This window comes from Microbacterium sp. NPDC089321 (assembly GCF_040684935.1).
Lineage (GTDB): Bacteria > Actinomycetota > Actinomycetes > Actinomycetales > Microbacteriaceae > Microbacterium.
This window is the reverse complement of record NZ_JBFBGX010000001.1, coordinates 1,297,620-1,320,260: the sequence shown is the minus strand read 5'-3', so window position 1 is coordinate 1,320,260 and position 22,641 is coordinate 1,297,620. Positions and strand designations below refer to the sequence as shown.

The following is a 22,641-nucleotide window of genomic DNA, read 5'->3' as shown; positions in this document are numbered from 1 at the left end:
GCGTCGGTTGACTCTCGCTCGCACATAAGAGAGCAATCAAGGAGTAATCCTGAAATCGTGCCGACCATTACGTCCGAAGATCCCGGATCACGTGCGTGAGCAGCGGAGAACCCAGGAGATGAATCGAGGAATACGTCTTTATTTCTCTCTTGCGCGACCTCAGAATCGGAGGAAGTGGAACGAAGGGGGGTCGTCATGGCCGGAAGGCGCACTGCAGCCGTGCGCGACGCGGAGTCGCGCGGGCTCAAGTTCGAGGTGCTCGCCGACCAGCTGCGCCGCGGCATCCTCGCCGGCACGTGGACGGCCGGGCAGAAGCTTCCGACGGAGCAGGAGCTCTCGAAGGAGACCGGACTGTCGCTGACGACCGTGCGCCGTGCGTTCGACGAGCTGGTCGCCGAGCGGATCGTCGTGCGTCGCCAGGGCGCCGGCAGCTTCGTCGCTCATGCGCGACCGCGAGAGCAGAACGCACGGCGGCGCATCGGCGTGCTGCTTCCCGACACCCAGCTGTACTACCCGCGCGTGCTGCAGGGCATAGACGAGTCGCTGTCAGCCGCAGGTGCGTCGCTTCAGCTGGCGACGTACCGATATCGTCCGGAACGCGAAGACGAGGCGATCGCCTCGCTGCTCGACGCCGGTGTCGACGGTCTGCTGCTCGCGCCGACCCTGACGGGACTCGAGGCGCCGTTCGAACGCGCGCAGGAGCTGCTGGCGCTGCCGGTTCCCGTCGTGCTCGTCGAACGCAGCCTGCAGGAGCTGGGCCCTGCCGACACCACCGAGCACGTCTGCTCGGATCACGCCGGCGGGGCGTTCGACGCGGTGCGCCACCTCGCCCGCCTGGGCCACACGCGCATCGCGCTTCTCACCCGCTCGCGCACGGTCACCGAGTCCGGCGTCATCCAGGGCTACCGGCGTGCGATCGACGACCTCGGTCTTCCCGCGGGGCTGGAGTTCTCGCAGAGCAAGGCCGAATGGGTGGCGGACGCGGCGTCGTCGGCGCTGCGCGCGGTGCGCGACTTCGAGGCCACAGCTGCGCTCGTGTTCGGCGACCGCGAGGCGACGATGCTCGAGGGTGCCGCGCATCGCGATGGCATCTCGATCCCCGACGACCTCGCGATGGTCTCGTACGACGACGAGGTCGCGGACCTGGCCGGGGTCCCCCTGACCGCGGTCGCCCCGCCGAAGTACCGCATCGGCCGGATGGCGGGAGACATCATGCTGCGGCGGCTCGTCGAGGGCGACGAATGCCCGCTGCATCAGATCAGGCTCCGCCCTCGGATCGTGATCAGGCGCTCGTGCGGCGCCGACCGGCAGCATGACCACAACTGACGAACACCGGACGACGGCCGACGAGGAGAACACGTGCGCATCGGATTGATCGGGGCAGGAGCGGTCGCGCCGTTCCACATCGCGGCGGCGGCGGCCCTGGAGGGGATCGAGCTGACCGCGGTGTGCGACATCGACCCCGCCATCGCCCGTCGGGCGGCCTCAGGGAGCAGAGCTGAGGTCTACACAGACCATCGAGCCATGCTGGACGCGGGCGTCATCGATGCCGTCATCGTGAACACGCCGCACGCGCTGCACCTGCCGATGACCCAGGATGCCGCTGCCGCCGGCGTCCACGTCATGGTCGAGAAGCCCATGGCCACGACCGTGGACGACTGCGATCGGCTGATCGCGGCGTGCACCCGGGCCGGGGTGGCGCTCACGGTGGGCCATATCCAGCACTTCATGCCCGACAAGCTCGCGGCACGACGGATGATCGACTCGGGCGAGCTGGGCGCCGTGCGCATGATCCGTGACAACCGCAGCACCGATTACCGGCCCGGAACCCGCCCCGCGTGGTTCTTCGCACCGGCGATCGCGGGTGGCGGAGCCCTGATGAACATCGGCGGCCACTGCCTCGATCGCTCGCTGTGGCTCGGCGACGGGCGGGCGGTCGAGGTCCTGGCGAGTGCGGTGAACCGCTTCGGGGCAGCCGTCGAGACCGACGGCGGGATGCTGGTTCGCCTCGACAACGGCGTGGGGGTGACCATCGCCGTGATCAGCGACCCCGCCACGCGCGGCGACAGCATGACGGTCGTCTGCGACGAGGGGGTCATCGAGCTCGATCCGCGTCAGGGCGCGACCGTGCACGTCGACGGCCGCTCCCGGGTCGTGCACTCCGTCGGAGAGCACGACATCCAGAACGCGTTCACCGCGCAGCTGGCCGATTTCGCGTCGGTGATCGGCGGCGCAGACCCCGCCGTGCCGCTCAGCCACGCGCGCCACGTGGTCGAGGTCGTGCTGGCCGCCTACCGCTCCGCGCAGGAGTCGACGACCGTGGCCATCGCACGAGAGGAGGTCGTGGCGTGACGCCTACCCGGCCGAACATCGTGATGATCGTCAGCGACGATCAGGGCCCGTGGGCGCTCGGCGCCGCAGGCAATCACGAGATCCGCACCCCCGTGCTCGACGGACTCGCCGCGCGCGGCGTGCGTCTCGATCGGTTCTTCTGCGCGTCGCCCGTGTGCTCCCCGGCGCGAGCATCCCTGCTCACCGGCCGCATCCCCTCAGCGCACGGCGTCCACGACTACCTCGACGGAGCCCACGTCGGTCCGACCGGCCGCGACCATCTGCAGGGCCTCCCGACCCTGACCGACGCGCTGGCCGACGCCGGATACCGTCTCGGGCTGTCGGGCAAGTGGCACCTGGGCGCGAGCGACGTCCCCCGTCGCGGTTTCGTGCACTGGTACGCGCTGGAGGGCGGGGGAAGCCCGTACCACGACGCCGTGATGTACCGAGGTGCCGAAGCGGAGCATGTGACCGACTACCTCACCGACGTCATCGCCGACGACGCGGTCGCGTTCATCGACGCGGAGCAGGCGCACGACGATCCCTTCTTCCTGGCCGTGAACTTCACGGCGCCGCACAAGCCCTTCGCCGGCCAGCATCCCGACGAGTACACCGCCCTCTACCGGGACTGCGCGTTCGACAGCTGCCCGCAGGAGGAGCCGCACCCCTGGCTGCAGACGCTCGGCGGGGCGCCGATCGGCGGCGAACCGGATGCGCGCGAAGCGCTCATCGGCTACTTCGCCGCCGTCACCGCGATGGATGCCGCGATCGGCCGCATCATCGATGCCCTGCGCAGGAACGACCGCGAGCACGACACGATCGTCGTCTTCCTCAGCGACAACGGGTTCAGCTGCGGACAGCACGGGTTCTGGGGCAAGGGAAACGGCACCTTCCCGATGAACATGTACGACGAGTCGGTGATGGTCCCGTTCATCGTCTCGGCGCCGTGGATGCTGCCCTCCGGCGCCGTGGACGACCGGCTGCACAGCGCCTACGACCTGCCCGCCACCCTGATGGAGCTGGCGGGCCTCGACGGATCGCCCTTCGAATCCGGGCCGGGACGCAGCTTCGCCGCCGCGCTGCGCGGCGATCTGCCCGCGGCGCCCGCCGAGCAGCGTCCCGTGGTGGTGCACAGCGAGTACGGCCCGGTGCGGATGATCCGCACCCACGATCGCAAGTACGTGCACCGGCATCCGTACGGGCCCCACGAGCTGTACGACCTGACAGCCGATCCGCGCGAGCGGCGCAACCTCGCCGATCTGCCGACGCACGGTGACGAGGTCGCACGGCTGCGCGGCATGCTGCACGACTGGTTCGCAGAGCACTCCGCGGCGGACGCAGACGGTCAGGGGCTCCCCGTGTTCGGCGCCGGACAGACCCGGCCGCTCGACGACGACCCGCTCGGCGCCTTCGCCCTTCCCGGCTGGGACGGTGCCCGATGACCCGGCCGAACATCCTGCTGATCGTCTCGGACGATCACGGTCATGCCGACCGCTCCGCACTCGGGACGCCAGGGGTGCACACGCCCGTGCTCGACCGCATCGCCGCGGAGGGGGCCACGTTCACCGATGCCTACGTGACCGCGCCGATCTGCTCGCCGTCGCGAGCGGCGATCATGACGGGTCGCTATCAGCAGCGGTGGGGCGGACTGTGGTTCGACTCGGCCGATATCGGCAGCGCCCCCACCATCGCCGAGCGCCTGCGCGATGCGGGCTACACCACCGGCTACTTCGGCAAGGTGCACTACGGCGACGAGACCGTGACCGATCGCGGTGCTCCCCCGAACCATGGCTTCGACGAGTCCTTCTACGGACTGGCGGGGCAGTCGATGGGCCGCCTGCACTACCTGCATCATTCTGATGCGGCGAGCGCGGCGTACGGCGAGGCTGCGGCGCCGATGGGCGTGCAGCCGTTCTGGTCGGGCGATGAGCCGGCCGAGTTCGAGGGCTTCACGACCGACGAGATCGCCGATCGGGCGATCGACTTCATCAGACGACGCGCCGCCGACGGCCCGTTCTTCGCCACCGTCGCCTTCAACGCCGTGCACAACTTCTGCTGGCAGCTGCCCGAGGACGAGCTGCAGGCCCGCGGGCTCGCGGGCTTTGAAGACTGGAACCCCGGCGCATCCCGCTACCTCGACTGGTACGACGGCGCGATCAGCCCGAATCTGCCTGACGGACGGGCCTACTACCTCGCACAGCTGGATCTCATGGATCGCGCGATCGGGCGGCTCCTCGACGCGCTCGAGGCGCAGGATGCCTCAGCCGACACGATCGTGGTGTACCTGACCGACAACGGCGGCTCGCAGTGCAATTACGGCGACAACGGCGAGCTGCGGGGCTCGAAGTACACGCTGTGGGAGGGCGGCATCCGGGTCCCGTTCCTGGTCAGGTGGCCGGGCGTCGCCGAGCCGGGCAGCATCGTCGGCGATCCCGTCAGCGCCCTCGATCTGGCATCCACGTTCGTCTCAGCCGCGGGCCTGCCCGCCTCGGCCGACGACGACGGATGCGACCTGCGCTCGCTGCTGTCGACCGCGACGGATGCATCCGCTCCTCGCCCGCACGAGCGCGAGCTGCACTGGGACTGCGGCTGGCAGTGGGCTGTCCGGCGAGGCGGGTGGAAGCTGCTGTCGGTGGCGGGAGACGACCCCATCGCCGCGCATGTGCGCGCGGTCGAGCACACCGAGACGGGTGACGGCCTGATCCTGACCGACCTCGCAGGAGACCCGGGCGAGCGTGACAACCTCGCGGGCCGCCGGCCGCGGCTCGTCGCCGAGCTGCAGCAGGCCCACCAAAAGTGGCGCGAAGAGGTCGGCCTGCCGCCGGACCGGCCTACCCGGCCCTGACCTGCGTGGCCCCGACCTGTCGGGGGATGACCAGGGACTCGGGGTAGGCCGCGGCCAGAGCGTCGCGGCCTGCCCATGCGTCTCGGGTCTCGTCGAGCATGCGCAGCAGGGCGTCGGCGAGCAGCGCGGCGGCGCGGTCATCCGGCCTGCTGTCGACCTCGAAGGGGTCGCGCCGGAGGTTGAAGTACTCGAGATCCAGTCCGTCGGACGGATGCCAGGTGGCCACGATCTTCTCGTCGCGCGTGCGCAGTCCCCTGGCGCTCGTCGGATCCGAGCGTGCGGGGTACCGCAGGTACAGGGCGGCGTCGCTCGGGTCTCCCTCCCGGACGGATGCGGACGCCGCGAGGAGTGCGGCTGAGCGGTCGCGCCCCGCCATCCGCGGATCCCGCGAGGTGACACCCGCGAGCCCCAGGATCGTCGGCGCGAAGTCGAGCGAGTCGATCAGCACGTCGGCCGTGCCGGCGGGGACCAGCCCCGGAGAGTGCACGATGAGCGGAAGGCGCATCGACTCCTCGTACGCCACGTTCTTGTACATCAGCCCGTGACTGCCCAGCTGCATGCCGTGGTCGGAGGTGAACACGATGACCGTCGGGCGCGCACCGCCGCGCCGCTCCACGGCCGCGGCGAGCCGACCGACCTGCTCGTCGACACCCGTGACGGCGGCGAAGTAGTCGCGCGCGATCGCCGCCGCCTCGGCGCTCGCCTCGGTGCCCCACGGCACATTGGGGCGGGTGAGCAGGGAGCGCTCGTCGAGACCGGCGTACATGCCGCGATAGCGCTCGGGCACCTGGTCGAACGGCTGGTGCGGAGGATTGAGCGACAGCATCAGCGCGAACGGCGCGGCATCGTCGAGTCCGGCGATGTGCTCCACGGCGACGTCGGTCTCGTGCTCGGCCGACCAGCGGTCGACATCGACGCGCTCGTGACGGCCGGCATCCGCGGTCCAGTAGTGCGGGGCGAGATGACGATCGGCCGCACCGTAGGAATACCAGAAGTCGAAGCCGAATCGCCGGGCGGGCGGCGACCAGGCGTCCCAGACCTTCCCATCGTCGCGGCGGCCCTCGCCCGCCTGCTCGTCCTCCGCCGTGGGCGGTTCGAGATGCCACTTGCCGATGTAGCCGGTGCGGTAGCCGTGGTCGCGCAGGATGCTCGCCCAGGTCGGCAGCCCGTCGCGCAGCCCCACGCCGTCGAGCGCGGACTCGGAGTGGACGTTGAGCGTGACCCCGTTCGCCTCGGGCCGCATGCCGGTGAGGAACATCGCGCGATGAGGGCTGCACACCGGATAGCAGCTGACCGCCTGACGTGCCAGGCATCCCGTCTCGGCGAGACGATCCAGGTTCGGGGTGCTCACCGGGTCCTCGCCGAGGATGCCGAGGGCAGCGGCCCGGAACTGGTCTGACATGACCACGAGGATGTTCGGTCGCATCGGCTGCTCCTCTCGTGCCCGCGCGGTGCGAGTCGTGCTCATTCAAGGCGCCGTGAAGATGAGGAATCAACATTGATTCCTCATCTTGCGCGCTCCTAGCCTCGCTGCCAACGACCGAAGGAGTTCGAATGTTCACCCCCACTCGCCGCACCGTCCTGCAGCTCGGCGGCTTCGCCGTGGCGTCGGCCCTGCTCGTCGACGCGAGCCGCCCTCTGACCGCAGCCGCGTCGCTGCGCCCCCTCGCCGTCGGCCCCGCCGAGATCGAGGCGCTGCGCACCCGGTGGGTCGAGACGCTGACCGGGCGCAGCATCATCGCCGGCTCGCCTGCGACCTTCGCAGCCGCGATCGCACGGCAGGACAGGGGCACCGATGCCCTGCTGGCGAAGATCAGTCCGACCTCCACCCGCTACTTCTCGGACCAGGACTGGTCGATCGGCGCCACCGACATCGCGAAGTCGAACGCCATGCGCATGAACTACTCCGGCATCCAGACCCTCGCGGTCTCGTGGTCGACGCCTGGTTCGAAGCACGAGGGCTCGCCCGCCGTGCTCGACGCCGCACTGCGAGGACTCGCCCACATGCACGAGCAGGTCTACAACCCCGCCACGACGTGGTGGGGAAACTGGTGGTCGTGGAACATCGGAGCCGCACAGCCGCTGGCGAACACGATGGCCCTCCTACACGACGAGCTCGACCAGGCCGAGATCGACAGGTACTGCACCGCCGTCGACCACTTCCTGCCCGACCGCGACCCGCGCATGCAGCAGCACCCGACCGGCCCGAAGGAGTCCGACGGGGCCAACCGCGTCGACATCTGCCAGGCCATCATCGTGCGCGCCATCGTGCAGCCCGACCCCGAGCTGCTCCGTGCGTCTGTGGCGGCGCTGAGCGACACCTGGCAGTACATCACCGAGGGCAACGGCTTCTTCCGCGACGGCTCGTTCGTGCAGCACTCCACGATCGGCTACACCGGAACGTACGGCCTGGTGCTGCTGGGCGGGCTCGCGAAGCTGTTCGCCCTTCTGGCGGGCACCGCGTTCGACGTCACGGACCCGAGCAGGGCGAATGTCACGGGAGTCGTGGAAGGGTCGTTCGCACCGCTGATGTTCCGCGGGCAGATGATGGACGCCGTGCGCGGACGCGCCGTCGCCCGGTACGCCGAGCGCAGCATGACCAACGGCAACGATCTGATCGAGCACACCCTTCGCCTCGCGCAGTCGGCCGACGCTGCCACGGCCGCGCGCTGGCGCGGGCTCTGCCGTCAGTGGATCGAAGGCAACCCCGCCGCGAGCATCACCTCGACGACGAACATCGTCCGCCTCTCGCTGGTCACCGAGCTGCTGGGCTCCGACACGGCCGCGGTGGCGGACCCCACGGGCCCCCGGCTCTTCCCCGCTATGGACCGGCTCGTCCACCGCAGTGCCGACGGCTCCTGGGCCCTCGCGATCGCGATGTGCTCGAACCGGATCGCCTGGCACGAGGGCACCGAGGCCGAGAACTTCGAGGGCGTCAAGACCAGTCAGGGCATGACGTACCTGTACCTGCGAGGCGACGAAGACCACTTCGACGACGAGTTCTGGTCGACCTCCGATCTCACGGCGCCTCCCGGCACCACCGTCGACCTGACCCCGCTGCCGCGCAACCCCGAGGGCGAGTGGGGCGAGCGCACGCCCGCCAACGAATGGACAGGCGGCGTCGTCTTCGAAGACACCGCGCTGGCGGCGATGCATCTGGTCGCGCCCGGAGGGACGGGCCTGACGGCCCGCAAGTCCTGGTTCACCCTGCCGGACGCCTATGTCGCGCTGGGCGCCGGCATCTCGACGGACAGCGAGGGCGAGGTGCGCACCACCGTCGAGCACCGCAACCTCGGCACCTCCGCACGCCGCCTGATCGTCGACGGTGCTCCCGTGACGACGCAGAAGACCGTGGCCGGCGCACGATGGGCGCACCTGGACGGGGTGGGCGGATATGTGCTGCTCGACGGCCCTGCCGACCTGATCGCGAGCGTCGCCGAGCGCGAGGGCACCTGGCGCCGCAACAGCACGAACGCGGCAGCCGGAACAGACGTGCTGCAGCGGCGCTGGTACGGCACGCTGAGCCTCTCGCACGGCGTGGGAGGATCGGCAGGCGGCGGGTACGCCTACGCCGTGCATCCGGGTGCGGATGCCGAGACGACCGCGGCCGCTGCCCGCTCCCCTCGCTTCCGGGTGCTGCGCAACGACGAGGTGGCTCAGGCCATCCGGCACTCGGGGCACGTGACGGCGGCCACGTTCTGGGCGGCCGGATCGGCAGGAGGGCTCGGCGCCGATCGCCCCGCCTGCGTCATCGCCCGCATCACTCCCGGCATGGTGAGGATGTCGGTGAGCGATCCGACGCAGAGTGCCGCGACTCTCGTGATCGATGTCGCCGCCACCGCCGTGACGCGGGTGGAGGGCGCCGACGCCGCCCGCGTCGCGCTCGCTCGCCGCGGCGACGGCATCCGTCTCACCATCGACACCTCCGGCACGGCAGGCACGACCGTGCAGTTCTCCCTGCACCGCTGATCGGCCGGCCCACCTTAGGCTTCGAATCGCTCAACTGGCGACTCCGGCCCCCGAGAACCGGCGATTCGAGCGACTCGAAGCAGCCCCGGCCCCAACCAGAGACGCACCCCCGGATGCTTCCGGAGGTGCGTCTCTTGTCATTCAGCGGATGCGGGGTCAGCGCACCGGCTCGAGAAGCGGGATCTCGTAGCGGTGCGGGGTGCCGAAGCGGTGCGCGGTGATCGACACGGCCTGCTCGCGCAGGAAGGTCAGCAGCTCGACGCGGCCGGCCGAGACCACCGGGTTGGCGTAGATCGCGAGGCTCGGCGAGCCCTCGACCGCGGTCGCCGTCTCGAGCACGTCGGCGCCGATCAGGCGCACGCGACCGCCCGCAGCGGCGAGACGCTGGGCGTGGGATGCCCAGGCAGCGGCGTCTTCGGTCACCACGACGACGTCGTGCGCACCCAGCCAGGTCACGACCCGCGCGGGCAGCGCCGAGGCCGTGCTGACGGTGACGCGAGCCCGCAGGCGCGCACCGGCGGCCGCGACGCGCAGCAGCTCGGCAACACGAGCGCCCTCGAAGCGGATCGCGACGGGCAGAGCCTGGTAGCGCAGCGCGTTCTGCTCGGTGACGAGGCCCGTGGCATCGCGGACCACGCCGAACTCGGCGGCGACGGCGTCGATGTCGGTGGCCAGCGCACCGCGCAGCCACTCGGCGTCAGCGCCCTCGACGAGCTCGACGGCCGACGAGGCCAGGGCGTCGAGCTTCGTGGCCGTCTGCACGGGGGCATCCGTCCACTCCGACAGACCCACGAGGTAGTTCGGGCCACCGGCCTTGGAGCCGGCGCCGACAGCCGCCTTCTTCCAGCCGCCGAACGGCTGGCGTTGCACGATGGCGCCGGTGGTGCCGCGGTTCACGTAGACGTTTCCGGCCTGGATGCTCGCGAGCCACTGCTGCACCTCGTCGGTGTCGAGCGAGTGGATGCCGCTGGTGAGGCCGTAGTCGATGTCGTTGACGATGTCGATCGCCTCGGTCAGCGAATCGGCGGTCATCACGCCGAGCACCGGCCCGAAGTACTCGACCTTGTGGAACTCGCTGCCGCGCTTCACGCCGTCGCGGATGCCGGGGCTCCACAGCTGGCCGGCCTCGTCGAGCTTCTTGGGCTCGAGCATCCACGACTGGCCGGGGTGCAGCTCGGTGAGGGCGCCGAGCAGCTTGCCCTCGGCGGGTCCGATCAGCGGACCGATGCGGTTCGTGCCGTCCTCGGGCATGCCGACCTCGTAGGCGCGCACGGCGTCGACGAGCTGGCGGCGGAAGCGCTCCGACTTCGCGACCGAGCCGACGAGCACGACGAGCGACGCGGCAGAGCACTTCTGGCCCGCGTGGCCGAAGGCCGAGTAGGCGACGTCCTTCGCGGCGAGATCGAGGTCTGCCGACGGGGTGACGATGATGGCGTTCTTGCCGCTCGTCTCGGCAAGCAGGGGCAGGTCGGCGCGGAAGCCGCGGAACAGCTCGGCGGTCTCGAAGCCACCGGTCAGGATGACGCGGCCGACGGCCGGGTCGCTGACCAGCTGGGTGCCGAGCTCGCGGCCGTCGAGCTGCACGTACTGCAGCACGTCGCGGGGCACGCCAGCCTCCCACAGTGCCTCGACCATGACCGCACCAGAGCGGCGGGCCTGGCGAGCGGGCTTGATGATCACCGGCGAGCCGGTGGCGAGGGCCGACAGCACCGAGCCTGCGGGGATGGCGACGGGGAAGTTCCACGGCGGGGTGACGACCGTGAGACCAACGGGCTGCATGACGGCGCCGTCGACGTCGGCGAGCTTCTTCGCGCTCTCGGCGTAGTAGTGCGCGAAGTCGATCGCCTCGGAGACCTCGGGGTCGCCCTGCTCGATGATCTTGCCCGCCTCGGAGCCCATGACCTCGAGCAGCTCGGCGCGGCGGGCCTCGAGGATGTCACCGGCGCGGTGCAGGATCTCGGCGCGGCCGGCGGCGCCGAGCGCGCGCCAGGCCTCACCGGATGCCACGGCCGTGGCGATGCGGTCCGACACCTGCTGCGAGGTGCTGAGCGTGTTGGCGGCGACGGTCTCGTCACCGAGCGTCGAGCCGACCATGCGCGAGCGGATCGCGTCGGCCCACGCGCGGTTGCCGGCGAGCGACGGGTCGGTGTCGGGGGTGTTCACGAAGCCGTCGCGGGGCGCCGGCTCAGCGGGCAGCTGACGGTTCTGCACGCGGTTGGCCGCGGGAACCTCGGTCGGGATGGTCTGGATGGATGCCAGGAACCGCTGCTTCTCGCGCTCGAACAGCGCCGGGTCGGTGTCGAGGTCGAACACCGCCGACATGAAGTTCTCGTGCGATGCGCCCTCTTCGAGGCGGCGGATCAGGTACGCGATCGCGACGTCGAACTCGTCGGGGTGCACCACGGGAGTGTAGAGCAGCAGCGAGCCGACGGTGCGCTTGACTACCTCGGCCTGAGCGGTGGCCATGCCGAGCAGCATCTCGAACTCGATGCCCTGGGTGACGCCGCGCTTCTCGGCGAGCAGCCAGGCGAGGGCGATGTCGAAGAGGTTGTGGCCGGCGACGCCGATGCGCACGTTGCCCACGTGCTCGGGGCGCAGCGAGTACTCGATGACCGCCTTGTACGACGAGTCCGACTGCTGCTTGGTCGACCAGGTCGCGAGCGGCCAGCCGTGGGTCTCGGCGTCGACGGTCTCCATCGGCAGGTTGGCGCCCTTGACGACGCGCACCTTGATCGGCGCACCGCCGTCTGCGACGCGGGCCGCGGCCCACTCCTGCAGGCGCATCATCGCCGAGAGGGCGTCGGGCAGGTATGCCTGCAGCACGATGCCGGCCTCGAGGTTCTTGAATTCGGGACGGTCGAGGATGGAGGTGAAGACCGCGATGGTGAGGTCGAGGTCCTTGTACTCCTCCATGTCGAGGTTGATGAACTTCGCGCCGGCGGGGCCGCCCTTGGCGGCGATCCGGTACAGCGGCAGAAGAGCCTCGGCGGCGTCGGCGACGGCCTCGTCGAAGGCCCACGGGCTGTGCGGGGCGACGGTCGACGACACCTTGATCGAGACGTAGTCGACGTCGTCGCGCTCGAGCAGGCGGCGGGTGCCCTCGAGGCGGCGCTTGGCCTCTTCGCGGCCGAGGATCGCCTCGCCGAGCAGGTTGATGTTGAGCTTCACGCCCTGCGACTCGCGGATGTGCTTGATCGCGGCTCCGAGCTTCTCGTCGCGCGCGTCGACGATGAGGTGACGCACCATCTGGCGCAGCACGGCGCGGGCCGACGGCACGACGACGCCGGGCACGATGCCGGCGGCGAAGCCGCCGAGGCCGATCGCTCCGCGCATCGGGGCGGGCAGGAAGCCGGGGGTCAGCGGCACGAGCTCCTTGAGCTTGGCGGCTGCGACCTTGAGGTCTTCAGGACGCACGACGCCGTCGACGAAGCCGACCGTGAAGTCGAGGCCGTTCGGGTCGCGCAGCACGCCGGCGAGGCGCTCGCCCGCGGCATCCGTCGGCACGTCGCGGCTCTCGACGAGCCACTTCCTGACGAGGGCGACGGCATCGTCGCCGAGGGCGGCGAGTTCGGCGATGGATGCTTCGTGAGCAGGCGCAGGGGAGGTCATTCCTACAGGATGCCGGTATCCACTCTGCAAGAAAAGCGATCGTTAGCGATGATGACCGTTCGGTCATATCGAAGGGTTTGAGTCAGCTCTCGCCGTTCTCCGGAGCGACGGCGTCGCGCGCGTTCAGCGCCGCCATGGAGCGCCGTGACTTCTGAACCTGCCGCAGCTTGCGCAGGACGTGCTCGAGTGCGTCGGACTCATCGTCGAACGACCGCACGGTCGGGGCGATCGGCTGATGCCGCTCATCGACGAGGAACACCTTCCACGACGAGCCCTCGCGCTGCATGACCACGGCATCGAGGTGCAGGCGCCCTGCGCCCTCGATCACCGGCATGTCGAGATCCTCGGCCGCGACGATCTCCATGAGCTCGCTGACGTCCATCACGGCACCTCCTTGATCATGCCCATCTTATCGAGCAGGTCCACGCTCACCGGCAGCAGGTCCTGGGTGGCGCCGCCCGGCGTGCCCCACTCGGGGATGGCCGCGGCCTCGCCGCGAGTCACGTGCGAGAGGTCGCTCAGATCCATGTCGTACTTCTCGAGCACGTCATCGACGGCCGCACGGGTCGTGCCGTCGAGGTTGTCGTACACCGACTGCACATCGGCGGGCGAGTGCAGCCATTCGTACGCGTGATAGGCGTTCGGGTTCTCGGCGTAGGGCAACGAGCGGCTGTCGTACGAGAAGGGCCCGTCATCGCCCACCGGCGACACGTAGCGGCCGTTCGGGTCGCCGTAGCGATCGAACCGGTCGCCGGCGCTCGGCACGTGATCCCGCATGATCGGGTTGCCGTCCGCGTCGAGCGTGAATCCGTTGTGCGGCGCTTTCGACCAGTCGATCTCGCCGTTGCCGTCGAGGCATTCAGGGCGCGGGATCAGACGGTCGTCGCCCGGCGTGCGTCCGCCCGGCCTGCCGGGCCCATCGGGCAGATCGTCGAACTTGTCGATGCCCCTGACCTGGTGCACCACGTTGTCGAAGTGGTCGGTGAGGTTGTCGGTCAGCTGGTGCAGCTTGTCGCGCGAGTGCGCGAAACCGTCGAGCACCGCCTGTCGCAGCTCGCGGAAGATCGGCTTCAGGGCGCTCATCAGTCGTCGCCTCCGAAGTCCAGGGCCGAGAACTCGGCGAAGAACGTCGAGGTGAGGGTCTGAATGTCGGAGCCGTGCACCTTCATCGTGCTCTGCGCGTCTTCGAGGGCCGCCAGGTCTGCCTGGAACTCGTCCGAGTCGCCGACGGATGCCTCGACCAGGGGAGCATCGAGGATCGCATCGATCACGGCGGGCAGCTGCTGCGCCATCGGCTCGATGACGGCGGGGGCCAGCTGGTTCAGAAGCTGCTCGACCGCGATGTCGACCGCGGCGTTGAGCAGCTTCTTCTTGATGATCAGCATGGGGCCGGCGCCGACGGCCGTGATCGGGTTGGTCAGCATGCCCACGAGCGCGATCATCGTCGTGGTCACGTCGACGATGACCTTCATCTTGAGCGCGAAGATCGCCCCGGCGCCGACATCCATCGCGACCGCAGCCGGCGGCATGATGTCGATCAGCTTCTGCAGGTTCTGCGAGCGGTTCGTGTTCCAGGCGCTCATCGTCGCGGGCCCGGTCTTGCCCATCAGCGATGCGGTGAGCTCGCTGTTCATCTGGCGATCGACGGCCTGCACGATGCCCTCGAGGTCGTCGCCGAAGTTGCGCACGAGCACGGCGCCCTTGCGCACCTCGTCCTCGTCGATATCGGGCCACTCGAATCCGAGCTTCTCCATGATCCAGACGAGTTCGTTCGGCAACATCATTCCCACGGCACAACCTCCTCGAGAACCGTAACGGTCCGCAGGGGGCGCGCGCGATGGGGAGTGCTCCCCATGCGCCTTCTTCTGCGCACGCCCGAATCTAGGATGTAAGGGTCCCGTCCGGCCGCAGAAAGCAGATCCCGGTGTTCGAACTCCGCCGCCTCCGGCTGCTGCACGAGCTGGCACTGCGCGGCACGATCTCCGAGGTCGCGGCATCTCTGTCGTACTCCCCCTCGACCGTCTCGCAGCAGCTCGCGCTGCTCGAGAAAGAGGCCGGGGTGGCGCTGCTCGAGCCCGACGGCCGCCGGGTGCGGCTCACGCCGCAGGGCCGGATGCTGGCCGAGCACGCCGCACGCGCCCTCGAACTCGATGAAGAGGCGCGCGCAGCGCTGACCGCGCATGCGGGCTGGGAGCCGGTGCGCATCGCCGCCATGCCCACCGCCGCGCAGACGATCGCACCCGCCGCGCTGACGCTGCTGGCCGAGCGCGAGCCCGAGCTGCGGGTCGAGCTCGCCGAGCTGCCTCCGGAGGAGAGCCTGTTCGAGCTCTGGGCCCGCCGCTTCGACCTGGTGATCGCCGAGCAGTACCCCGGTCAGACCCGCGAGCAGCGCGACGGCGTCGTGCACGAGCTTCTCGGAGAGGACCCCATCCGCATCGTGCTGCCGCCTTCAGAGCATCCGCTGCCCCTGCACGAGCTGCGTGATCGCGCCTGGGTGATGGAGCCAGAGGGAACAGCGGTGCGGCAGTGGACGGTGCAGCAGTGCCGGGCCGCGGGGTTCGAACCCGACGTGCGGTTCGAGGCCGCCGACCTCACCGCGCACGTGCGGCTGGTGGCATCCGGTCACGCCGTGGGCATGCTGCCCGACCTGATCTGGGGCGACGAGCCGAGCCCCCTCACCGTCGCCGACCTGCCGGGCTCCCCCGTGCGCGAGGTGTTCACGGCGGTGCGCGCCGCCTCGCGTGCGCATGAGGCCGTCGATCTCGTGCGCACCGCCCTGCGCGACGCCTTCGCCGCGCACCGCCGCGTCGCGCCCTAGCCGGACGGGCGCCTGGCGCGCGAGGATGAACGCATGTCCTCGTACCTGCGCCCTGCCGTCGCGCCGCCGGTCTTCCGCGACGACGACGGCCGCGTGATCAAGTACGGGCGGCGCTGGGTCGATTCGCCTCCTGCAGACAGCTACTCCGTCTCGCGGAACCCCGAGCGCTTCGCGCCGCTGCACACGATCGCCGACGCGCTCATCGACCACCTTCTCGCCGAATACGACGTGGAGGCCGACGACGGCATCGAGGTAGCGGCGGATCTGATCCACCCTCACCCCGATGTCGTGCGTGCTGTGCGGATCCGACCGCGCGACCCGGCCTGTGCGGCGCTGACCTTCGTGTTCACCGGGTACCCGGGCATCCTGCTGCACGCGGGCGTGCTGCACGACTTCTTCTACCCGTCCTGCGGATGCGAGGCCTGCGACGAGGAGTGGTCGGCCGAGGCCGACGACCTCGAGCAGCAGGTGCTCGCGGTCGTGACCGGAAACTATCGCGAGAGCACCCGCGCCGGGCGTCCCCCGTGGATCGAGTCCGAGACCGTGTTCCCCAACGGGTCGAGCTCGAGCCAGTCGCGCGGGGAGGATGTGCCGCCCGAGCGCCTCGCCGCTGCGATTCACGCGCTCACCGCCCGGACGGGCGCCTGGGCTCCGTGGCCGCCGGCGCCTCGCGGCTGAGTCAGACCGCGCGCACCGCGGCGTGCGGCATCCGCTCGCGCATCACGCGGATCGCCTCGGGGTTGTCGTCGACGAGCACCGCGTGCCGTCCGAGCCTCGACGCGACGGCTCCCGTGGTGCCCGAGCCGGCGAACAGGTCGAGCACGCGATCGCCCGGCCGCGAAGACGCCTGCACGATGCGCCGCAGAACGCCCTCGGGCTTCTGGGTCGGGTAGCCGGTCTTCTCGCGCCCCGTGGTGGGCACGATCGTGTGCCACCACACGTCGGTGGGCAGCTTGCCCCGGGCGGCCTTCGCGGCGGTCACGAGGCCGGGGGCCATGTACGGCTCGCGGTCGATGTCGTCGGCGTTGAACACATGGCGCCCGGGGTCCTTGGCGTACACGAGGATCGTGTCGTGCTTGGTGGGCCAGCGGCTGCGCGACTTCGCGCCGTAGTCGTACGCCCAGATGAGCTCGTTCAAGAAGCAGTCGCGCCCGAAGACGGCATCCATCATCACCTTGGCGTAGTGCGCCTCGCGGTAGTCGAGGTGCAGGTACAGGGTGCCGTCGTCGGCGAGCAGACGCCACGCCTCTTCGAGCCGCGGCATGAGGAACTCGCCGTAGTCGTCGAAGCGGTCGTCGAACGTGCGCAGCATGCCCCGAACCCGCTCATACGAATGCCCGTGGAACCCGTAGCGGATCTCCTTCTCGGCATCCGCCTGTTCATTACTCAGGAGATCCGCGGCCGCAACCGCCGGCTCGACCGCCTCGACGACCGAATCGGCGGATTCCTCCTGAGCTGCGATCAGCCGCCGGGCGGTGACGACCTCACGGCCACGGGTGCGCCCGGTGTTGAACGGAGGGTCGAGGTAGACCAGGGTGAAGGATCCGGATGCCAGCGATGCGGCCGCCGCGAGGTTGTCGCCCTCGATGATCTCCACCGAGCCGGGCTGAGCCTTGTGCGTCTGGCGCGGAGTTGTGCGCTTCGCGCGGACTAATGTCGCGGATTCCTCCGCGGCAGGCGCACTTCTCCGCGCGGAGCGCTCGCCCTCCGGAGCCGTCGCCGTCACGGAACCCGGTGCAGCCACGCGTCGGTCGCGAACTTGCTCTCGACCAGAGCCTCAGCCTCGGCGTACTCGTCGGCGGTGATCGCGCCGTCTTCTGCGCCGGTCAGCGCCCGGAACGTGGCCTTGAAGCGCTCGATGATCTCGGCGCGCTCCATGCCGGTCTGCGTGCGCAGCGGGTCGACGCGCTTTGCGGCCGACGTCGTGCCCTTGTCGCTCAGCTTCTCGCGGCCGATGCGCAGCACCTCTGTCATGGTCTGACCGTCGATGTCGTACGAGATGGTCGCGTGGTGCAGCACTCCCCCGTTGGCCAGGCGCTTCTGCGCGGCGCCGCCGATCTTGCCCGTGGGCGACGCGATGTCGTTGAGCGGCTGATAGGTGGCCTCGATGCCGATCGATCGCAGCGCGTGCAGCACCCAGTCGTCGAGGAAGGCGTACGAGTCGGCGAAGGTCATGCCCTGCACGAGAGAGGCGGGCACGTACAGCGAGTAGGTGATGATCTGACCGGCGGCCATCATCATGGCGCCGCCGCCCGAGATGCGTCGCACGACGTCGAAGCCGTGCCTGGCCGCGCCGTCGGGATCGACCTCGTTGCGGTACGACTGGAACGAGCCGATCACGACGGCCGATTCGTCCCACTCCCAGATGCGCAGGGTGGGGCGTCGCCGCCCCTCTCCCACGCGTGAGGTGAGCACCTCGTCGAGTGCGAGGTTCATGCGGGGCGAGACGGCCTTCTCGTGCGCGATCTCCCAGTCGAAGTCGCGCCAGCCGGGTGCGGTCACGAGGGCGCGGCGCACCACGGTGCCGACGGCCTCGGGCGAGAAGCCGAGCAGCTGGGCTCCTTCGGGCAGCGCTGCGCGCACGGCGGCGGCGATCGTGGCGACATCGGCCTCGACGGGCATGCCCTCGACAGCGGCGTTGATGGCCTCGAGCGCCGTGTCGGGTTCGAGGAAGAAGTCGCCCGCGAGACGGAAGTCGCGGATCAGTCCATCTGCGACCTCGAGGTCGACGACGACGAGCTTTCCACCGGGGACCTTGTACTCACCATGCACTCTTCGATCTTAACCGCGTGCCCGTCGCCCCTCGTCGGGATTCACCCGCGCGCGCCCCGCACGGTCGGATCGGGCAGGTCGGTGTCGATGCGAGGCTTGGCCCCGCGCGAGGCGCGCATCCACACGAAGAACCCGACGATCGTGAACGCGCCGTAGAAGAGGTACATGAAGGCGGTCGCGTAGTAGCCGGCAGAGAACAGCAGCGGCACGCCCACGGCATCCACCGCCACCCAGATCAGCCAGAACTCGACCCAGCCCTTCGCCATCGCCCAGGTCGCCAGCAGCGACCCGACGAACGTCCACGCGTCGCTCCATACGGGCTCGTACGAACCCAGCATCCGGAACAGCGGCGTGAGCGCCGCCGTCCCCGCCACGAGCGCAACGGCCAGCAGCAGCCGGGTGCGGCCGGATGCCCACCGGGGTGTGACGGCGTGCCCGTCGCTGTCGCGGGCCTGTCGCCATCGAACCCACCCGTAGATCGACACGGCGATGAACATCACCTGGCGCCCGGCCTGGCCGAGCAGGTTGGCGGCGTGCTCTGTGCCGAACACGCTGCCGAGGAAGACGGTGAGCAGCAGCAGGTTGCCCACGATGCCCACGGGCCACGCCCACAGCCGCCGGCGCATGGCGCCGAGCGCGCTCGCGAGTCCGAAGACGTTGCCGACCACCTCGCGCACGAGCAGGGCAGACGAGCCGATGGCGATCTGCGCGTCGAATGCGTCGATCAGCCACTGCAGGACGACGGCCACCTCAGCTCTTCGCCGGGATGCGCGCGTCGAGCCACGCGAGCAGGTCTGCCCGCACCTCGTCCTGCTGCAGCTCGTTGAAGATCTCGTGGCGCGCGTCGGGGTAGACGAGGGTGGTCACGTCGTCGAGGCCCGACCGCGTGCGGTATGCGTCGGCCAGCTTGTGCACGCTGCGCGGACCGCCGACCGGGTCGTCGCGGCCGACCATCAGCAGCACGGGAATGCGGTGCCCGAGGTTGCGCTTCGGCAGGCCGTACAGGCGCGCGGCCTCGATGGGCCCGAAGAGCGTGAGCAGCGGCACCTCGGTGGTCAGCGGGTCGTCGTGGAACGCCGCCCACACGGCCTCGTCGCGCGAGAGCCATTCGAGCCCGTCGGCGTCCGGCCCCTTCCACCGTGCGTTGAGGGGCGCGGCGTTGAGGTCGCGCGGGGTGCGCAGGGCAGAGCCCGACAGCACGACCGCGTCGTACGCCTCCGGATGCTGGTTCAGCAGCATCTGCGACAGGAACGATCCCCACGAGTGCCCGAGCAGGACCAGTGGCAGATCGGGGCGCTCGGAGCGGATGATCTCGGTCAGCTGCCAGCACGCGGCGACGGCCGCGCGCAGGCCGCCGGGGCCGAGCCGGCCGAGCTTCGCGGGCCCGCCGTGCTGCCGGATGCCGGTGCGCCCGTGCCCTCGGTGATCGTCGGCGTAGACGTGGAACCCGGCGCCGGTCAGCGCCTCGATCGTGCGCACGTAGCGCCCGGCGTGCTCGCCGACCCCGTGCAGCAGCTGCACGACGCCTCTGGCGGTTCCGACCGCCTCGTAGACGTCGTAGACGATGGCGATGCCGTGGGCATCGACGAACTCAGCGGTGCGAGGGGCGGCCATGCGTCAGATTCTACGGACGCCGGGCACGACAGAGCGGCTCCGTCGGCGCGGCTCAGGCGGCCTGAGCCCGCGCCAGGGCGTCGACGATCGAGCGAGCGGCGTCGAGGTCGGTGACCTCGTGCCCGGCGTCGCCGTCGCTCGCCGAGCCGAGGCGCACGCCGTTGTCGGCGGTCACGGTGCGCTTCGCCGAGAAGTGCACGGCGTCGACACCTGTGCCGGCGACCGTCACGACATCGGCGGCGGTGATGCCGCTGCCCGCCATCACCTCGATGTCGCCGGCCGCCTCTCGCACGAGGGCCCGCAGCACGTCGAGTCCGTCGACCGCCCGCGAGGCCCCGCCCGAGGTGAGCACCCGGCTCATGCCCAGCTCGCGGGCGAGCCGGAGGGCCGCGAGAGGGTCGGGGGTCGTGTCGACCACGCGGTGCACGGTGACGGGGGCTCCGGCTGCGGCGTCACGCAGTCGCGCGAGGCCGTCGCGGTCGAGCGCGCCGGTCGCGTCCTGGCATCCGATCACCACTCCGTGGGCTCCGGCGGCGAGCGCGTCGCGCACGTCTCGCTCCATGACGACGAACTCGTCGTCGTCGTAGTGGAAGTCGCCCGCACGCGGACGGATCAGCACGTGCACCTCGGGTCCGCTGTCTCCGCGCGCCTCGACCGCCAGCTCGATCGTGGCCCGCGACGGGGTGAGGCCGCCGAGCGCCAGTGCCTGCGTCAGCTCGACTCGCGTCGCTCCGATCTCCCGCGCGATGCGCACGCCGGCGGTGTTCTGGACGGCGACTTCGAGCGCGAGAGGCATGAGAATCATTTTCGCACCCGACGGCGGCCAGCGACAGATCAGCGGGCAATATTTTCATCCGGCCCCACCGCCGGAAATCTTAGTTAGGCTATCTAAGTAATGGCCACCGACTTCGACGACTCCGCCGCCGAGCTTCGCTACGCCCTCTTCCGCCTCACTCGGCGCCTGCGCTCCGCACGCGCCGTCGACGCGATGAGCGACGCCCAGCTCGCCACGCTCGGCGCGCTGCGCGCTCACGGTCGACGCACGCTCTCGAGCCTCGCCGAGCACGAGCACGTCACCGCCCCCACGATGAGCGCCACCGTGAACGGTCTGGCCGAGCTCGGGCTCGTGGTGCGCGTTCCTGACGAAGACGACCGGCGCCGGGTCTACGTCGAGCTGACCGATCAGGGCGAGAGCGTCGTCGTCGAGACGATCCGCAAGCGCAACCAGCTGATGGCCGACCTGATCGACGCACAGCGTTTCGATGACGACGAGCTGGCCGTGCTGCACTCCGCGTCGTCTCTGCTGCGGCGGATGGCCGACGCATGAGCCCGTCGTCCACTGGCATGTTCCGCTCGTTCCGCAGCTTCAACTACCGCACGTGGTTCCTCGGCGGCGTCATCTCGAACATCGGCGGCTGGATGCAGGCCACCGCGCAGGACTGGGTGGTGCTCACCGAGCTCACCGACAACGACGCCACCGCGATGGGCATCACCATGGCCCTGCAGTTCGGCCCTCCCCTGGTGCTCGTGAGCCTCACCGGATGGGTGGCCGACCGCTTCGACCGGCGCCGCGTGCTGCTGTGCACGCAGGCCGCTCTGATGCTGCTCGCGATCGCCGTGGCCGTGCTGCTGCTCACGGGCGTCATGACCCTGCCGCTGATGTTCGTGTTCGCGGCCGCGTTCGGCGTCGCGAACGCATTCGACGCGCCCGCACGGCAGGCGTTCGTGTCAGACATGGTGAGCCTCGAAGACACCTCGAACGCCGTGGCCCTGAACTCGGCCGCGTTCAACATGGCGCGCCTGGTCGGGCCCGCCGTCGGCGGAATCCTCATCGTGCTGCTCGGCACGGGCTGGGTCTTCGTCGCCAACGCGGTGACGTTCCTCGCGATGATCGTGGCGCTGATGCTCATCCGCGTGAACGAGCTGACTCCGCGGGTGAAGAATCGCAGCGGCGGTGGTCTGGGAGAGGGCTTCCGCTACGTGTGGCGCCGCCCCGACCTGCTCGTGGTGTTCGTGATGGTGTTCCTGATCGGCGCGTTCGGCATGAACTTCCCGATCTTCGCGTCGACCATGGCGATCGAGTTCGGTCGCGACGCCGACGGATACGGCGTGCTCAGCTCCGTGCTGGCGATCGGATCTCTGACCGGGGCTCTGCTCGCGGCGCGCCGCGACCGCGCCCGCGTGCGGGTGCTGGTCATCGCGGCGGGCGGGTTCGGCGTGGCATCCGTCGTCTCCGCCCTCATGCCCACCTACTGGGCCTACGGCGCGACGCTCATGCTCGTCGGGTTCACGATCGTCACCATGCTCACGACCGCCAACGGGTACGTGCAGACGACGACGGATGCCGCGCTGCGCGGCCGGGTGCTCGCGCTCTACATGGCCGTGATCATGGGCTCCACCCCGATCGGCGCTCCGATCGCCGGGTGGATCGTCGACACCTTCTCGGCTCGCACGGCCATCATGGTCGGCGGCGTGGCCGGCATCGTCGCGTTCGGCATCGGGATCGGATGGATGCTGTGGTCGGGCCGACTGCACCGCAGCAGCGATCGCCGCTTCCAGCTCACGCTCGACGAGACCCGCCCGCTGTCGGTGATCCGCGCGATGGACCCGGGCTCCTTCGACGACCGCCCGACGGCGACGACCCCGATCCGGCTCGCGGACCCGCGCGACGGCGAGGACTGAC

At 70.1% G+C, this 22,641-nt stretch carries 19 protein-coding genes; 9 read left to right on the top strand and 10 right to left on the bottom strand.

Annotated elements, in window-relative coordinates; translation table 11 throughout:
• Nucleotides 1–195: 195 nt before the first annotated feature.
• Genes AB0N59_RS06110 through AB0N59_RS06095 form a run of 4 tightly spaced genes read left to right on the top strand, consistent with a single transcriptional unit; the run spans nucleotide 196 to nucleotide 5,176 of the window.
• On the top strand, nucleotides 196–1,326 hold the full coding sequence (locus tag AB0N59_RS06110) for a substrate-binding domain-containing protein (protein WP_363480218.1): 1,131 nt from the start codon (nucleotides 196–198) through the stop codon (nucleotides 1,324–1,326).
• 33 nt (nucleotides 1,327–1,359) lie between these two features.
• Nucleotides 1,360–2,352, top strand: a complete 993-nt coding sequence (locus tag AB0N59_RS06105; RefSeq protein ID WP_363480215.1) for a Gfo/Idh/MocA family oxidoreductase — start codon at nucleotides 1,360–1,362, stop codon at nucleotides 2,350–2,352.
• On the top strand, nucleotides 2,349–3,773 hold the full coding sequence (locus AB0N59_RS06100; protein ID WP_363480212.1) for a sulfatase-like hydrolase/transferase: 1,425 nt from the start codon (nucleotides 2,349–2,351) through the stop codon (nucleotides 3,771–3,773). The genes AB0N59_RS06105 and AB0N59_RS06100 overlap by 4 nt, the downstream gene beginning before the upstream one ends.
• Nucleotides 3,770–5,176, top strand: a complete 1,407-nt coding sequence (locus AB0N59_RS06095; RefSeq protein ID WP_363480209.1) for a sulfatase-like hydrolase/transferase — start codon at nucleotides 3,770–3,772, stop codon at nucleotides 5,174–5,176. The genes AB0N59_RS06100 and AB0N59_RS06095 overlap by 4 nt, the downstream gene beginning before the upstream one ends.
• On the opposite strand, the gene AB0N59_RS06090 is transcribed toward AB0N59_RS06095, so the two are convergent.
• A complete protein-coding gene (locus AB0N59_RS06090) occupies nucleotides 5,163–6,602 on the bottom strand; it encodes a sulfatase (RefSeq protein ID WP_363480206.1) in 1,440 nt (479 codons plus the stop codon). The genes AB0N59_RS06095 and AB0N59_RS06090 overlap by 14 nt on opposite strands.
• Nucleotides 6,603–6,730: 128 nt before the next feature.
• Between AB0N59_RS06090 and AB0N59_RS06085 the strand changes: the two genes are divergently transcribed.
• Nucleotides 6,731–9,145, top strand: a complete 2,415-nt coding sequence (locus AB0N59_RS06085; RefSeq protein WP_363480203.1) for a polysaccharide lyase 8 family protein — start codon at nucleotides 6,731–6,733, stop codon at nucleotides 9,143–9,145.
• Nucleotides 9,146–9,301: 156 nt separating this feature from the next.
• Here the strand turns inward: AB0N59_RS06085 and AB0N59_RS06080 are convergent, their stop codons facing one another.
• From AB0N59_RS06080 to AB0N59_RS06065, 4 genes are all read right to left on the bottom strand, one after another.
• Nucleotides 9,302–12,754, bottom strand: a complete 3,453-nt coding sequence (locus AB0N59_RS06080; protein WP_363480200.1) for a bifunctional proline dehydrogenase/L-glutamate gamma-semialdehyde dehydrogenase — start codon at nucleotides 12,752–12,754, stop codon at nucleotides 9,302–9,304.
• Between the two features lie 82 nt (nucleotides 12,755–12,836).
• A complete protein-coding gene (locus AB0N59_RS06075; RefSeq protein ID WP_363480197.1) occupies nucleotides 12,837–13,139 on the bottom strand; it encodes a hypothetical protein in 303 nt (100 codons plus the stop codon).
• Nucleotides 13,136–13,837 carry a TNT domain-containing protein gene (locus AB0N59_RS06070; protein ID WP_363480194.1) on the bottom strand — a complete coding sequence of 234 codons (702 nt, stop codon included), beginning with the start codon at nucleotides 13,835–13,837 and terminating at the stop codon, nucleotides 13,136–13,138. Before AB0N59_RS06070 ends, AB0N59_RS06075 begins: the two co-directional genes overlap by 4 nt.
• Nucleotides 13,837–14,538, bottom strand: a complete 702-nt coding sequence (locus tag AB0N59_RS06065; protein WP_363480191.1) for a hypothetical protein — start codon at nucleotides 14,536–14,538, stop codon at nucleotides 13,837–13,839. The genes AB0N59_RS06070 and AB0N59_RS06065 overlap by 1 nt, the downstream gene beginning before the upstream one ends.
• Nucleotides 14,539–14,678: 140 nt before the next feature.
• Here AB0N59_RS06065 and AB0N59_RS06060 point away from each other — a divergent pair, with 140 nt between their 5' ends.
• Nucleotides 14,679–15,572 (top strand): LysR family transcriptional regulator, encoded by an 894-nt coding sequence (locus AB0N59_RS06060; RefSeq protein ID WP_363480188.1) that lies wholly within the window; start codon nucleotides 14,679–14,681, stop codon nucleotides 15,570–15,572.
• A gap of 33 nt (nucleotides 15,573–15,605) precedes the next feature.
• The gene (locus tag AB0N59_RS06055; RefSeq protein ID WP_363480186.1) at nucleotides 15,606–16,250 is read left to right on the top strand and encodes a DUF6226 family protein; all 645 of its coding nucleotides are present in this window, start codon (nucleotides 15,606–15,608) and stop codon (nucleotides 16,248–16,250) included.
• A gap of 1 nt (nucleotide 16,251) precedes the next feature.
• Here the strand turns inward: AB0N59_RS06055 and AB0N59_RS06050 are convergent, their stop codons facing one another.
• The 5 genes from AB0N59_RS06050 to AB0N59_RS06030 form a co-directional block, all read right to left on the bottom strand.
• Nucleotides 16,252–17,169, bottom strand: coding sequence for a site-specific DNA-methyltransferase (locus AB0N59_RS06050; protein WP_363480183.1), 918 nt, complete (start codon nucleotides 17,167–17,169; stop codon nucleotides 16,252–16,254).
• Nucleotides 17,170–17,294: 125 nt separating this feature from the next.
• Entirely contained in the window at nucleotides 17,295–18,344 is a 1,050-nt protein-coding gene (locus tag AB0N59_RS06045) for a biotin/lipoate A/B protein ligase family protein (RefSeq protein ID WP_363480180.1), read from the bottom strand.
• Nucleotides 18,345–18,385: 41 nt separating this feature from the next.
• Nucleotides 18,386–19,093 carry a nicotinamide riboside transporter PnuC gene (gene pnuC / locus AB0N59_RS06040; protein ID WP_363480177.1) on the bottom strand — a complete coding sequence of 236 codons (708 nt, stop codon included), beginning with the start codon at nucleotides 19,091–19,093 and terminating at the stop codon, nucleotides 18,386–18,388.
• Nucleotide 19,094: 1 nt separating this feature from the next.
• Nucleotides 19,095–19,958, bottom strand: a complete 864-nt coding sequence (locus tag AB0N59_RS06035; protein WP_363480174.1) for an alpha/beta hydrolase — start codon at nucleotides 19,956–19,958, stop codon at nucleotides 19,095–19,097.
• 52 nt (nucleotides 19,959–20,010) lie between these two features.
• Nucleotides 20,011–20,763, bottom strand: coding sequence for a copper homeostasis protein CutC (locus AB0N59_RS06030; RefSeq protein WP_363480171.1), 753 nt, complete (start codon nucleotides 20,761–20,763; stop codon nucleotides 20,011–20,013).
• A gap of 90 nt (nucleotides 20,764–20,853) precedes the next feature.
• Here AB0N59_RS06030 and AB0N59_RS06025 point away from each other — a divergent pair, with 90 nt between their 5' ends.
• Together AB0N59_RS06025 and AB0N59_RS06020 are read left to right on the top strand one after the other, a co-directional pair.
• Nucleotides 20,854–21,285 (top strand): MarR family transcriptional regulator, encoded by a 432-nt coding sequence (locus tag AB0N59_RS06025; protein ID WP_363480168.1) that lies wholly within the window; start codon nucleotides 20,854–20,856, stop codon nucleotides 21,283–21,285.
• The gene (locus AB0N59_RS06020; protein WP_363480165.1) at nucleotides 21,282–22,640 is read left to right on the top strand and encodes an MFS transporter; all 1,359 of its coding nucleotides are present in this window, start codon (nucleotides 21,282–21,284) and stop codon (nucleotides 22,638–22,640) included. Before AB0N59_RS06025 ends, AB0N59_RS06020 begins: the two co-directional genes overlap by 4 nt.
• Nucleotide 22,641 lies beyond the last annotated feature (1 nt).